This is a genomic window from Actinoallomurus iriomotensis, from assembly GCF_030269445.1.
In the GTDB taxonomy this organism is placed as follows: Bacteria; Actinomycetota; Actinomycetes; order Streptosporangiales; family Streptosporangiaceae; genus Actinoallomurus; species Actinoallomurus iriomotensis.
In genome coordinates this window covers 61,303-74,733 of the sequence record NZ_BSTJ01000008.1, presented here as the reverse complement: position 1 = coordinate 74,733, position 13,431 = coordinate 61,303, and the positions used below count along the sequence as shown (strand labels likewise).

At 72.2% G+C, this 13,431-nt stretch carries 11 protein-coding genes; 5 read left to right on the top strand and 6 right to left on the bottom strand.

Annotated elements, in window-relative coordinates:
• Positions 1–14 precede the first annotated feature (14 nt).
• Positions 15–530, bottom strand: coding sequence for a MarR family winged helix-turn-helix transcriptional regulator (locus QSK37_RS29905; RefSeq protein WP_285627748.1), 516 nt, complete (start codon positions 528–530; stop codon positions 15–17).
• A 62-nt stretch (positions 531–592) separates the two neighbouring features.
• On the opposite strand from QSK37_RS29905, the gene QSK37_RS29900 reads away from it, so the two are divergent.
• Positions 593–1,861: an amidohydrolase family protein gene (locus tag QSK37_RS29900; RefSeq protein ID WP_285627746.1), complete on the top strand. Its 1,269-nt coding sequence runs from the start codon at positions 593–595 to the stop codon at positions 1,859–1,861.
• Here QSK37_RS29900 and QSK37_RS29895 read toward each other — a convergent pair whose 3' ends face one another.
• On the bottom strand, positions 1,862–2,839 hold the full coding sequence (locus tag QSK37_RS29895; protein ID WP_285627744.1) for a helix-turn-helix transcriptional regulator: 978 nt from the start codon (positions 2,837–2,839) through the stop codon (positions 1,862–1,864).
• 282 nt (positions 2,840–3,121) lie between these two features.
• Positions 3,122–3,925, bottom strand: coding sequence for a mechanosensitive ion channel domain-containing protein (locus tag QSK37_RS29890; protein ID WP_285627742.1), 804 nt, complete (start codon positions 3,923–3,925; stop codon positions 3,122–3,124).
• A gap of 215 nt (positions 3,926–4,140) precedes the next feature.
• On the opposite strand from QSK37_RS29890, the gene recQ reads away from it, so the two are divergent.
• Both recQ and QSK37_RS29880 read left to right on the top strand, forming a co-directional pair.
• Positions 4,141–5,973 carry a DNA helicase RecQ gene (recQ, locus tag QSK37_RS29885; protein ID WP_285627740.1) on the top strand — a complete coding sequence of 611 codons (1,833 nt, stop codon included), beginning with the start codon at positions 4,141–4,143 and terminating at the stop codon, positions 5,971–5,973.
• A gap of 505 nt (positions 5,974–6,478) precedes the next feature.
• On the top strand, positions 6,479–7,522 hold the full coding sequence (locus QSK37_RS29880; RefSeq protein WP_285627738.1) for a glycosyl hydrolase: 1,044 nt from the start codon (positions 6,479–6,481) through the stop codon (positions 7,520–7,522).
• A 26-nt stretch (positions 7,523–7,548) separates the two neighbouring features.
• Here QSK37_RS29880 and QSK37_RS29875 read toward each other — a convergent pair whose 3' ends face one another.
• Entirely contained in the window at positions 7,549–8,211 is a 663-nt protein-coding gene (locus QSK37_RS29875; protein WP_285627735.1) for a helix-turn-helix domain-containing protein, read from the bottom strand.
• A gap of 93 nt (positions 8,212–8,304) precedes the next feature.
• Here QSK37_RS29875 and QSK37_RS29870 point away from each other — a divergent pair, with 93 nt between their 5' ends.
• A complete protein-coding gene (locus tag QSK37_RS29870; protein WP_285627733.1) occupies positions 8,305–9,189 on the top strand; it encodes an oxidoreductase in 885 nt (294 codons plus the stop codon).
• Between the two features lie 205 nt (positions 9,190–9,394).
• Positions 9,395–9,760, top strand: a complete 366-nt coding sequence (locus QSK37_RS29865) for a hypothetical protein (RefSeq protein WP_285627730.1) — start codon at positions 9,395–9,397, stop codon at positions 9,758–9,760.
• Here the strand turns inward: QSK37_RS29865 and galT are convergent.
• Both galT and QSK37_RS29855 read right to left on the bottom strand, forming a co-directional pair.
• Positions 9,757–10,758 carry a galactose-1-phosphate uridylyltransferase gene (gene galT, locus QSK37_RS29860; RefSeq protein ID WP_285627727.1) on the bottom strand — a complete coding sequence of 334 codons (1,002 nt, stop codon included), beginning with the start codon at positions 10,756–10,758 and terminating at the stop codon, positions 9,757–9,759. The genes QSK37_RS29865 and galT overlap by 4 nt on opposite strands.
• The gene (locus tag QSK37_RS29855) at positions 10,755–13,418 is read right to left on the bottom strand and encodes a glycoside hydrolase family 2 protein (protein WP_285627725.1); all 2,664 of its coding nucleotides are present in this window, start codon (positions 13,416–13,418) and stop codon (positions 10,755–10,757) included. The genes galT and QSK37_RS29855 overlap by 4 nt, the downstream gene beginning before the upstream one ends.
• Positions 13,419–13,431 lie beyond the last annotated feature (13 nt).

Genomic DNA, 13,431 nt, shown 5'->3' with positions numbered 1-13,431 from the left:
ATGACGGCGGCGCCTCAGCGGACGGACCGCCGGCCGGCGATCGCCAGTACGTCACGGAGGGCGTCGGCCGCGTGGCGTACGGCCTCGTCCGGCACACCGGCGAGGACCTCCAGGTGGGCGCGGCCCGAGGCGTCGAGCGCCGTCGCGACGAGCTCGCGCCCAGCGCCGGTGAGCCCGACCCAGCGGCTGCGCCCGTCGCCCGGGTTCGCCCCGCGTTCGACGTGGCCACCCGCCTCCAGGCGCTGCAGGACGTTGCTGATCCCGCCCGAGGTCAGGAACAGCGACCGGGACAGCTCGCTCGGTTTGAGCCGGTACGGCGGGCCGGTGCGGTTCAGCGCCGCGAGCACGTCGAACTCGGCGTAGGTCAGCCCGAGCTCGCCCAGTTCGGCGCGGATGGCCTGCTCGAACAGGCCGCTCACGCGGGACAGGCGCTTGCTCAGCTCCAGGGCCGCCACGAGCCGGGGCGGCAGCTCGGCCGCCCAGCCGGGCACGAGGGCGTCGACCTCGTCGCGGATCCCGTCGTCTGACACGGGTCCACGATACTGTCCACGGATATAGCTTTCGCGAAAGCTTTTCCATAAGCTATGCGCCCATGAACATCCTGCTGCGGGGCGCCGCCGCCGTACTCGACACCGACCCCCTCCCCTCCGTCACCGGCCACACCGACGTGCTCGTCGAGGACGGCCTGATCTCCGCGGTCGGCACCGGCCTGCCGTCCCCGCCGGGCGCGGAGGTGATCGACGCGACCGGGCGCATCGTGCTGCCGGGGTTCGTGGACACCCACCGGCACACCTGGCAGGCGACGATCCGCGCCATCGCGCCGGACATCTCCTTCCCCGGCTACCTGGAGCGCGTCCTCGGCGGACTCGCGCCGCGACACCGGCCCGAGGACGTGTACGCGGGCAATCTGGCCGGCGCGCTTGAATGCCTGAACGCCGGGATCACGACTCTGCTCGACTGGTCGCACGTCCAGTTCTCCCCCGCGCACACGGAGGCGACGGTCGCGGCGCTCCGCGCCTCGGGCATCCGCGCCGTCCTCGGCTACTGCTACGGCGGACCGGACGGCCCGGAGGGGATCGCGAAGGAGGGCCGCCGCGTCCACCGTGCGTACGCCGGCGTCGACCCGTTGGTGACTCTGGCGGTCGCGGCCCTCGGCCCGGAGATCGCCGGCGAGGGTTTGGCCGCGCACGAGTGGCGGCTCGCCCGCGACCTCGGGCTGCCGGTGACCGTGCACATGGGCGGCCACGGCCGGGACAGCGCCGAGCGCGGCCTGGCGTTCCTGCGGGAGAACGGCCTCTTCGGCCCGGGAATCACCTACGTCCACCCGAACCACTACACCGACGACGACCTGAAACGGATCGCCGACAGCGGCGGCACGGCGTCGGTGTCACCGCTGGTCGAGGTCGAGCTGGGCATCGGCTACCCGGCGACGGGCCGGGCCCGCGCCGCCGGCGTGCCGACCGGCCTGAGCGCGGACACGGTGGCGAGCGGACCGGGTGACATGTTCGGCCTGATGCGCGCGGCGTACACGCTCGAACGCGCCCGCGGCTCGGAGGTCACCACCCGCGACGTCCTGCGGATGGCCACCATCGAGGGCGCCGAGGTGGTGGGCCTGGGCGAGGTGACCGGGTCGCTGCGCGTGGGCAAGCAGGCCGACCTGGTGCTCGTCCGCGCCGATTCCCTCGCGACGGCGCCGGCGCACGACCCGGTCGGCGCCCTGGTCCTGTCCGCCGACACGAGCTGCGTCGACACCGTCCTGGTCGCGGGCCGCGTGGTCAAGCGCGACGGCCGGCTGCTCCACCACGACGTGCCCGCGGTCCTGGCGTCGCTGCGGGAGTCGGCGGCCCACGTCGCCGCCTGATCAGCTGTGCAGCGTCGTCCGGGGCGTCTGCCCGTACGCCCGCCGGTACTCGGCGGCGAAGCGCCCGAAGTGCAGGAATCCCCAGCGCGCGGCGATGGCGGTCACCGTGTCGCCGCGCGTGGGGTCCGCGCGCCGTAGGTCCTCGTGCGCGCGGGCCAGGCGCACCCGCCGCAGATAGGCGGTCGGCGTGGTGCCGCGGTGGCGCCGGAAGGCGTACTGCAGCGCGCGGGGCGTCACGCGGGCTGCCTCGGCCATGTCGGCGACGCTGATGTCACGGTCGGCGTTCGCGTCGATGAACGCGATGGCGCGGCGCAGCATCGCGGGCGTGCTGTCGGCCCGGTCTCGCGGCGCCGGGGCGGGCACGATCGTGTTCGGGAAGGCGGTCAGGGCCGAGGCGGCCAGGAGCCGGGCGGCGTTGCCGATGATGAGCGGCTGCGCGGCGGCCTCGGCGTTGGTGAGCAGCCGTTCCGTGACGTACGCCGCGGTGCGCTTCCAGTTCTCGGCCGCCGCGGGCGTGACGGGCCGGAAGTCGTCGAACCGGAGGGGACCCGGCGCCTCGCCGTCGGGCGCGCCGGCGACGTGCCGGAGAAGGGACAGGTCGAGCGTCACCGTCTGCGCCTCGAGGCCGAGCGTCCGGGCCGAGTACGGCAGGTCGGGGCGGGCGCTGACGTAGATCTCCCCGGCCGCGAACCGCTCCCGCGAGCCCGCGGAGCGACGCTCGATCGCGCCGGCGTCGATCCGGGTCACGATGAGCCTGCCCACGGCGTCCGCGTCGAAGTCGAGGTCCGCGGGCATCTGCAGCTCGTCGACCGTGAACGGCCCGGCGTCGACCCGGACGAACCGGAACCGGGGGCGTACGGCGGTGGGAGCCATGCGCAGGCCCGTCCCGTACGCGCCGGCCAGGTACTCCCGCGCCGACTCCGGATCGGTCGTGACGAACTCCCCGCGCGCCGGCGGGGTCGTGGTCGGGTCGCTCATTGGGGAGGCGCGATCCGAGGGGCGTGGCTGAGCGGCCGCCCGGTGCGTACGCCGATGTGAGGACGGCGCTCGGTGCGGGTGAGGCGTTCGACCGTCAGGTCGGGAACGCGGGCGGACATCGTCGGCCTCCGGGATCGAGGAAATCCCGGGCCGCTGCTTGACCCGTCGCGGGCCGCCGGCCCGCGCCCTCCGACCTTACTGTGCCCCGGTCCATTCGACGAACGACACACGACGCGAGGGGAAACGGCGTCTTCGGCCTGCTCTCTCCTTGGACCGCTCGCGCTAACGCGGCCCGGGCTCCTCGGGGGCATCGCCGTCGTGGGTCTGGGCCGCGATGTGCACGGTCTGGGGCGCGGAGGCGGGCTGGGCCGGGTCGGCCTCGGCCGGGAGCGCCTGCGCCGTGGCCATCACGCCGGTGGCCGTCGCGGTGGCGGCCGGCGGCGCGGAGACGCGCGGCCCCACGGCGGCGGACAGCACCTGGGCGTTGGGCAGCCGGTACTCCCCGTCCGAGGCCTCGATCCGCACGTACGTCAGGCCGATCTCCAGGACCGTGCCGTCGAACTCCCCGCCGAGCGGCCCGGACCACAGATGCACGTCGTCGCCGACCACGAACGGCTTGGACAGCAGCAGGATGATGCCGGCGAACAGGTTCGCGAGCGTCTGCTGGGCCGCGATGCCGACGAGCACACCGGTCAGGGCGCCGCCGAGCACGAGCTGCCCGACGGGCAGGCTGAGCAGTTGCATCGTGAGCACCAGGGTGGCGAGCCCGGCGATGAGCACGATCAGCAACCGCACCATCGTCGCGTGCGCGTTGCCGATGCGCGGCAGCAGGATGTCGCGCGCCCGCCCGGACAGCCCCAGCGTGGCGCCGAACCCGAACACGAAGAACGCCGCGGCGCAGCCCGCCGCGGCCATCTCCAGCGGAAGACTGCCGTGCACGTCCCGTGAATGCTGGCGGGCGAGGATCGATCCGATCATGGCGAGCACGGCCAGGAGCAGCGCGAAGATGGACCGCCACGGCCGTGCGCGGTTCCGTACCTTGGCCACCTGTTCCACCAACTGGTCGACCATCTGGGTCTGGTTCACCCGCGAACTCCTCCACGCGGTCGAGGCATCGGGCACTCCGGCCCCAACCGTATCGGCGGTGTCCCGAGCCTCTGCCGCGCGGTCCGTGCTCGCGCGTGATCCGTGCCGGGCCATTGTCGTACGGATCCGTGCGGTTGTCTCGGCCCCGGCGCCGAGTTGTCCACAACCCCGCCCTTCGGCCCGCGAGCGTCCCCGGCGCCTTCTAAAGTGGCCGCATGACCGCCCCGGCTCTCGATCTCCACGACAGCGACGCGTCGCAGGTGCTGCGACGGGTCTTCGGCTACGACGAGTTCCGCGAGGGGCAGGGCGAGATCATCGAGCACGTCGTGGCCGGGGGCGACGCCCTCGTGCTGATGCCGACGGGCGGCGGCAAGTCCCTGTGCTACCAGATCCCCGCTCTCGTACGGCGCGGCACCGGCGTGGTCGTCTCCCCGCTCATCGCGCTCATGCAGGACCAGGTCGACGCCCTGCGCGCCCTCGGCGTACGGGCCGACTTCCTCAACTCCTCGCTCGATTACGACCAGCAGCGCGTGGTGGAGGCGACGTTCCGCGCCGGGGAGCTCGACCTGCTCTACCTCGCGCCGGAGCGGCTGCGGCTGGAGTCGACGCAGAAGCTGCTCGACGGCGGCGACATCGCGCTGTTCGCGATCGACGAGGCGCACTGCGTCTCCCAGTGGGGGCACGACTTCCGGCCCGACTACCTCGCGCTGTCCGCCCTGCACGAGCGCTGGCCCGACGTGCCGCGGATCGCGCTCACCGCGACCGCCACCCCGGCCACCCACCAGGAGATCGCCGGCCGCCTGCGGCTCGAAGACGCCCGTCACTTCGTGGCGAGCTTCGACCGGCCGAACATCCAATACCGCATCACCCCGAAGACCGAGCCGAGGCGCCAGCTCCTGGAGCTGCTGCGCACCGAGCACGCGGGCGACGCGGGCATCGTCTACTGCCTGTCGCGCAGTTCCGTGGAGAAGATCGCCGAGTTCCTGGTGGCCAACGGCATCCCGGCGCTCCCCTACCACGCGGGCCTCGACGCCGGCACGCGCGCGGCCAACCAGGCGCGGTTCCTGCGCGAGGACGGCGTCGTCATCGTGGCGACGATCGCGTTCGGCATGGGCATCGACAAGCCCGACGTGCGTTTCGTCGCCCACCTCGACCTGCCCAAGTCGGTCGAGGGCTACTACCAGGAGACCGGCCGCGCCGGGCGTGACGGGCTGCCGTCGACGGCCTGGCTGGCGTACGGCCTGCAGGATGTCGTCCAGCTCCGCAAGCTCGTGGAAACATCCGACGGGGACGACGCGCACCGGCGCCGGCAGGGCCGGCACCTGGACTCCATGCTCGCCCTGTGCGAGACGGTGGAGTGCCGGCGGGTGCAGCTGCTCGCCTACTTCGGCCAGGAGGGCAAGCCGTGCGGCAACTGCGACACGTGCCTGACGCCGCCCGAGTCCTGGGACGGCACGATCGCCGCCCAGAAGGTGCTGTCGGCGGTGTACCGGCTCGACCGTGAGCGCCGGCAGCGGTTCGGGGCCGGCCACGTCATCGACATCCTCATGGGCAAGAAGACGCCGAAGGTCATCCAGTTCGACCACGACGAGCTGACCGTGTTCGGCGTCGGCGCCGACCTGTCCGCGAACGAATGGCGCGGCGTCGTCCGGCAGCTGCTGGCCCGCGGCCTGCTGGCCGTCGAGCCCGACCACGGCACGCTGGCGCTCACCGACGGGAGCGCCTCGGTGCTCCGCCGCGAACGCGAGGTCTTGATGCGCCGCGAGCCCGAACGCACCCCGAAGGCCAAACTCGCCAAGGCCGCGAAGGCCGCCGCCGCCGAGCTGCCGGAGGAGGCGGCACCCGTCTTCGAGAAACTCCGCGCCTGGCGCGCGGCCAGCGCGAAGGAGCAGGGCGTCCCGCCGTACGTCGTGTTCCACGACAAGACCCTCCGCGAGATCGCCACCGTACGCCCGTCCTCACTGGAGGAGCTGAGCACGGTCAACGGCGTCGGCGAGAACAAGCTGGCAAAGTACGGCCAGCAGATCCTCGACACCCTCGCCGAGTAGCCACCCCCGGTCCGAGCGTTCCACTCATGCCGCTGGACCTCGAGTGGACGCGAGATCGGCGAAGGTGCTCCTCCCCTGGGGCCCGTAGCGAACGGGTCTCTTTGTGGAACCACGGGGTCACGCCGGTGACGGGTGGTGGCGGCTGGCCCGGGGACGGTCATCGAAGTCCCGGCGGACAGGTTGAAATGCGAGGAGCCCCCGGAGGTGACCGCGGCCTGAACGGCGTGCGGCGCGAGCGCACGAACGCTGCGGACCGCCCTTCGGAGGCGGCGGTCGTTCCCACCCGGGCCGCGAGGTCCGCCACACTCCACCGACCACGGCGAATGACCCCACAGGCGAGGGGTTGTCGGCCGCACCCAGGCATGGTATTACGGTAAACAACTCTTACAAAACCGGTTTAGCAAGCGGCCTCCCCCTGCCGATGGCTTGGCTAAATCTCGCTGGTCAAAGCGGAAAAACCGGTTTGTAACCCCACCTCAAGTCCGCCAGCATGAGGAGGATCGGAATGCGACTCACCCGTCGAATGGCGTACGCGGCCGTCGCGCTGCTCGCCGCCTTAGGCCTGACCGCGGCCGGCAACGCCGGGACCGTCGCCGTCGCACGGCCCATCGCCACCGGCGCTCGCCGCCCCGGTGCCGTGCGACCGGCCGCCACGGCCGCCGACGTCGTCGCCTACCTGAAGACGATCTCCGGTGATCACACCGTCTCCGGGCAGCACAACCGTGAGCCCAACGCGTCGCCCGCCATCTGGACCGACAAGGTGCACGACATCACCGGCGTGTATCCCGGGCTGTGGGGCGGCGACTTCCTGTACTCCCAGGATGACATCGCGCACCGCGCCACCATGGTGGCCGAGGCCCGCAACGAGTGGAACGCCGGCTCGCTCGTCGCCCTGATGTGGCACATGTGCCCGCCCACCATGGCCGAGCCGTGCGGCTGGGAGAGCGGCGTCGAGAGCCACCTGACCGACGGCCAGTGGAGTGAGCTCGTCACCAACGGCACGGCCCTGAACAACGCCTGGAAAGCCCGCCTCGACACGATCGTCCCGTACCTGCAGAGCCTCAAGGACGCCGGCGTGCCCGTGCTGTGGCGGGTTCTGCACGAGATGAACGACGGCTGGGCGTGGTGGGGCGGACGCCCGGGCCCCGGCGGCAGCGCGAAGCTGTACCAGCTCACCCACGACTACCTCGTGGGCACCAAGGGCCTGACCAACCTGATCTGGGTCTGGAACGTCAAGGACCTGAACGCCGGCGCCATCTCCGGCTACTACCCCGGCGCGTCGTACGTCGACGTGGCCACGCTGGACAGCTGGAACAACGCGTTTCCGCCGAGCCAGTACTACCAGGCGATGCAGTCGGTGGCGCCGGGCAAGCCGATCGCGCTCGCCGAGGTGGGCACGCTTCCCACGCCGGCGCAGCTCGCCGCGCAGCCGAAGTGGACGTACTTCATGGTCTGGGCGGAGTACCTGACGAACGACAACAGCGACGACGCCATCAAGGCCACCTACTACGACTACCAGGTCCTGCACCGGGGCGACATCCACCTGTGACCGGATGAGACGGGCCGCCGCGCGGGTCAGGGGCTCAGGCCGAGCTCGCCCGCGCGGAGACCCGCCTGGAAGCGGGAGTCCGAGTCGAGGGCGCGCAACAGCTCGGCCACCCGGCGGCGGTAGGTGCGCAGCGAGATGCCCATGCTCCGGGCGGCGACCTCGTCGGTCATTCCCGCGCCGAGGGTCCGCAGGATCGCCCGGCCGTCCGGGCCGATGAGCGGCAGCTCCAGCCGGTCGGCCAGGGACGCGGCCGCCTCCCAGGTGGCGTCGAACAGCGCGTGCACCGGGCCGATCAGTCCCGGTGACGTCGTCACGGTGAACTCCCGGTCGCCCTGCACCCACGGACCGGCGAGGATCATCACCCGTCGATCGATGATGATGGTCTCGTGCGGGAGGCCCGCCTCGCAGATGCGCACCTGGGCGCCGATGCCCAGGAGCTGCAGCAATTGCTCGCGCTGCCCGGCGTCGGCCAGCGCGGCCGAGGTGTAGAGCTTGCGTACGGTGAGGTCCCTCTGCTGGATCGTCGGCTGCATCCGGGCGGCGATGACGGTCCGCGTCGAGGGCTGGGACCAGGTGTCCATGTCGGTCGCGGCGCACAGGAACTCTTTGTTGACCCCGGTGAACAGGTGCCCGGCGCGCGCGGCGAGCTGGCCCTCGCCTCGGACGGTGATGACCTGGTCGTTCGGCATGTTCTCCAGTCTGAGGCGGCCGAGAGCGCGGGGCAATGGCAGTTTGCTGTCAGCGAATGGCCGCCTCCCGGTTTCCGCAGCAGGGTTGAGCCCATGACGACGAACATCATGGCCGCCGCGAGCGGCGAGTTCACCTTGGGCGGCGACCGGCCGGTACGCCGGATGGGCTTCGGCGCCATGCGCCTTCCCGTCGGCGTCTTCGGCGGCACGCCGCGCGACCCGGAGACCGGCATCGCGGTGCTGCGCCGCGCGGTCGAGCTGGGAGTGAACCACATCGACACGGCCGGTTTCTACGCGTGGGGCGGCGTCGAGGCCAACGACCTGATCCGCCGGGCGCTGTCCCCGTACGCCGACGACCTCGTGATCGCCACCAAGGTCGGGCCGCTGCGCGGTCCCGACGGCCTGCCGTCCAGCCAGGCCGGCCCGGAGCGGCTTCGCGAGCTGGTCGAGGACGACCTGCGCGCGCTGGGCCTGGACCGTTTTGACCTGGTCTACCTGCGCATCGGCGGCATGGCACGGGATCCGGAGGAGTCGCTCGGCGAGCGGTTCGCCGTGCTCGCCGGGCTGCGTGAGGAGGGCCTGATCCGGCATCTGGGCATCAGCAACGTGGGCGCGGAGCAGCTCGCGGAGGCGCGGTCGATCGCCCCGGTCGCGGCGGTGCAGAACCACTTCCACGTGCACCACGCCGACGACCTCGGACTGCTCCGCCAGTGTGAGGAACTGGGCGTGGCGTACGTGCCGTACTTCCCGCTGGGCGGAGGCGACCGGCCCCTCGACGCCGAACGCCTGGCGAAGGTCGCCGCGCGGCACGACGCCACCGCCGCCCAGGTCGCGCTGGCCTGGCTGCTGGCGCTGTCCCCGGCGATGCTCGCGATTCCCGGGACCGGCTCACCCGAACATCTGGAGGAGAACGTCGCCGCCGCGGCTCTCACCCTGACCGAAGAAGACCTGGCCGAACTCGCGGGGCAGAACGTCTGAACGTCCACATCAGTCCCGGCACGATCGTGCCGGGACTGACCTGTTCCCTCGTCACGTCCCGGCGCGGCGCGTGGAGTACGACACGTACCGTGGGCCGCCGAGTCTCCGTCAATGGTCACGCTTTAGCAGTTTTCGAATTGTTCGCCGTTCGTTGAGACGCCGCGTTAATTTCTTCGCGACAGCACGCGACAACGGAAGGTCGAGCATGCCCACGATGAAGAGGTTGGCCGCGAGCGGTGTGGTGGCGCTGGCCGCCGCGGGGACTTCGGTGATCGCCGCGAGCCCGGCCCACGCCGACTACAACCGCTGCCCCTACGGCACGGTGTGCCTGTTCACCGAGACCTGGGGGAACGGCACCATGTGGCGGGTGCCGCACTGTGGCGACAACGCGCTGCCGGCCTCGGTCTCCATGGCCGTGAAATCGGCTCGCACTTACGGCAACAGCATTTCGTTCTACTACAAGGACAGCGCCGGTAGTCTTTGGAACACCGGCGCCGTCAACACCTGGACCTCGACGAACCTCGGTTCGGAGTCGGCGAACAAATTCAACCTCGTCACTGTTTGGTGCTAGGCCGCGGCCTCGTTCGGCGAGGCGGTCTCGCGGGAAAGGACGTCGCGTAGTGCGGCCGCCGTGCGCTCCGGGGCCAGGTCGGTGACGTACGCGCCGGCGGCCAGTTCGCTGCCGGCCAGGAACTTGCGCTTCGTCGCCGTCCGGTACGGCGGGGACAGCTCCAGGTGCAGGTGCGTGACGTCGCCGTGGCCGCCGGTCGCGGGCTCCTGGTGCACCGCCATGACGTACGGCATGGAGAAGCCGAACAGGCCGTCGTAGGCGACCAGGACCCGCTTGAGGACGCGTGCCAGGTCGTCCCGCTCGGGTGCGGTGAGCGAGGGCAGGGCCGGCGCGTGGCGGCGGGCGCTGATGTACACCTGGTACGGAAACCGCGCCCAGAACGGCACGTACGCCGCGAACGCGTCACCACGGACGACGAGCCGTTCGCTCGTCTCCTCGCGTACCACCACGTCGCACCACACGCATGAGCCGTGCTCGGCTCGGTACCGTCGCGCGGCGGCGATCTCCTGCGCCGGGATGGGCGGGATGTCCGGGTAGCCGTAGACCTGGCCGTGCGGATGGTTGAGGGTGACGCCGATCTCCTCGCCCTTGTTCTCGAACGGGAAGACGTATCCGATCTCGGCGCGGCGGCCGAGCACGGTCGTCCGGTCGGCCCACACGTCCACGAGGGCGCGCAGCCGGGCGACCGGCAGCTCGGCCAGCGTGGCGTCGTGGTCTTCGGTGAACACCACGACCTCCGCCCGGCCCACGGCGGGTGCGACGGGGGTCAGCGCGTCACCGGTCACCGACGGCTCCGGCGGGTCGGCGGTGAACGACGGGAACCGGTTGTCGAAGGTGACCAGGTCGTACGAGGGGGCCGGGATCTCGGTCGGCGGACCGCCGGGCGCGGTCGGGCACAGCGGGCACTGGTCGGCCGGCGGGAGGAACGTACGGTTCTGCCGATGGGTGGCGAAGGTGACCCACTCGCCACGCGTCGGGTCGTATCTCCGCTCCGTCATGGAATTTCCTTCGTCGCGTAGTAGGTGATGGCACGGCCGTCGGCGAGCCGGTCCTGCTCGGACCGCAGCGCGGGTACGGGCCCGGCGAGGTGACGCAGCAGGTCCGCGAGCACCGCCGTGGCCATCGGATCGCCCTCCCGGGCGGCCGTGAGCAGCGGAAACTGGCAGACGAGCAGCCGGCCCGGCCCGACGCGCGTCTCCCCGACGACCGTGCCGGCGATCTCGTCCGGGAACGGTTTCCACATCCCGGCGATCAGGTGCTCGGGGAAGGGACCGTCGCCGAGACGGGTCCACACCGCGTCCGGCACGATCGTCATCGGCTCGGTGGTCAGGACGGTGGCCGGCGGCAGCGCCGGTACCGCCAGCTCGCCCGTCGTGAACAGGAACGGCGTCGACCCCCAGGCGGTGGCCACCTCGGTCAGCTCGGCGGGGATCGGCAGGTGCCGCGCCCGGTCCGCGTCCTGGGCCAGCACGAGGACCGGCCGGCCGGCGGCCAGGGACTCCGCGACCAGGGCGCCGCTGTCGGCGTCCAGTGCGCCCTCGGCGACGACGAGCGGCGCCGCGTCGTCCGTGACGATCTCCGCACCTGCCAGGCTCGCGGAACCGGCGAGCCGGACCGCCACCCGTGCGGGCTCGCCGGACACCACGTGCAGCGGATACCGGTTGACCACGGTGACGCCGTCGCCGGTCAGCCGTACCGTCAGCTCGTGCGTCCCGGTCACCTCCGGCGCCGGCACGCGGACCGTCGCCACCTCCGACGCGGTGTGCGCGGGCAGGTCCACCGGGCCGTACCGAACCGTACGGCCGCGCAGGGCGGCCTCGATCGTCACCCCGGTCAGCGCCGGGCCGTCGTTGGCCACGGACACCGGCAGCTCCACCGCCTCGCCCGCGGCCACCGTCCAGGAGGTCCGTGCGACGATCGGCAGCACGTCCTCGCAGGCGAGAGCGAGCTCCGCGAGCGCGGCGGGTTTGCCCTCCCGCTCCAGGCTCCACAGGCCGTTGAACTCGTGCGGCACGTCGGTCAGCTCGGTGAGGCACCAGCCCGCGATGCCGTCGTGACGGCGGAACAGCTCGATCTGCAGCCGGTCGGCGAGGCCCTGGTAGCGCTGGGTGCCCTCGACGAACGCCGCGGCAGTACGCGGCCAGGGCGTCCGCTCGATCGCCGCCCTGAGCGTGTCGCCGTACCACCAGAACGGCGCGTTCTCGCGCGGCTCCAGTGACGGCAGCCCCCAGTCGCCGAACTCGCTCATCAGGAACGGGCGCGGCGAGGCCGCCCACGGGGCGGCCTTGGCCGCCAGCTCGGTCAGGTACGCGGTCGACAGCCGCCCGTACCAGTGCGCGGTCAGGATCGGGCTGGCGAACACCCGGTCGGGGTCGGGGTCGACCCAGTCGTTCTCGATCACCGGCCGGGTGGGGTCGGCCTCCGCGACCGCCGCGTACATGCGCCGCGCGAACCCCTCGTACCCGTCGCTCGCGCGCGAGGGCTCGTATTCGAGGCCGAGCTCGTTCATCGCCGACCACAGCACGACGCTCGGGTGGTTCCGGTCGCGGCGGACCTGCTCGGTGGCGGCCGTGGCGCAGCGGTCGGCGACCTCGCCGTCCGCGCCGAGCTCGGCGTGGGCGATCGGCTCGGCGACCGGGATGTCGCAGTGCACCAGCATGCCCAGTTCGTCGCACACGTCGAGGTAGACCGGATCGAACGCCTTGATGTGCAGCCGCAGCGTGTTCAGCCCGAGCCGCTTGGCCTCGGCGACCTCGGCGACGATCGCGTCGCGGCCGGGCTCGGCGTACAGGGTGCCGGCGTAGAAGCCCTGGACCAGCGCGCTGCGCATCCGGTACGGCTCGCCGTTCAGCAGCAGCCGGTCGCCCGCGACGGCGATCGTCCGCAGCCCGAACCGCGTCGTGCGCGTGTCGCTGATCTCCTCGCCGGCGGCGACCGTGACCTCCGCCTCGTGCAGCACCGGCGACCCGGGCGACCAGCGCGCCGCGCCCGACGCGCCGAAGGCGAGGACCGCACGGCCGTGCCCGCCCGGCGGCAGCACGACCTCCGCCTCCCGCACGTCGCCGGGCACGGCGACGCGTACGCGCGCGGTCGCGGTGTCCGGCGAGCGGTTGGACAGCTCGACGGCGACGGTCAGGTCCGCCGGGTCGCCGTCCACGAAGACGTCGTCGACGGCGACCGGCCCGTGGCGGCGCAGGGTGACCGGCTGCCAGATGCCGCCGTAGGTCAGGTAGAGGCTGGGCGGGCTGGGGAAGGCATGGTTGGCCCAGCCCTGCTTGCCGTGCGCGGTGCGCGGGTGCTCCGGGTCGTCCAGGGCGTGGTCGGTGACGCGCACGGCGAGGACGTTCTGCCCCGCGACCAGCGCGCCACCGGGGTCGAGCTCGAACGGGGTGAACGCGCCGACGTGGCCGCCCAGCGCGACGCCGTTGAGGTACACCTCGGCGACGTCCATGACCGCGCCGAACCTCAGGGTCCACCGGCCGGACGGGTCCGCGCAGTCGAAGGTGCGCCGGTACCAGACCACACCGTCGAGGGCCGGATCGATCTCCGCCTCCCAGAGCCCGGGCACGGTCACGGGCCGCGACGGGGCGTCGGCCAGCCCGGCGATCCCCGGGTCGCCGACGATGAGGTCCCAGGTGCCGTCCAGGGTGAGATGCATCATTTCCCTTCGA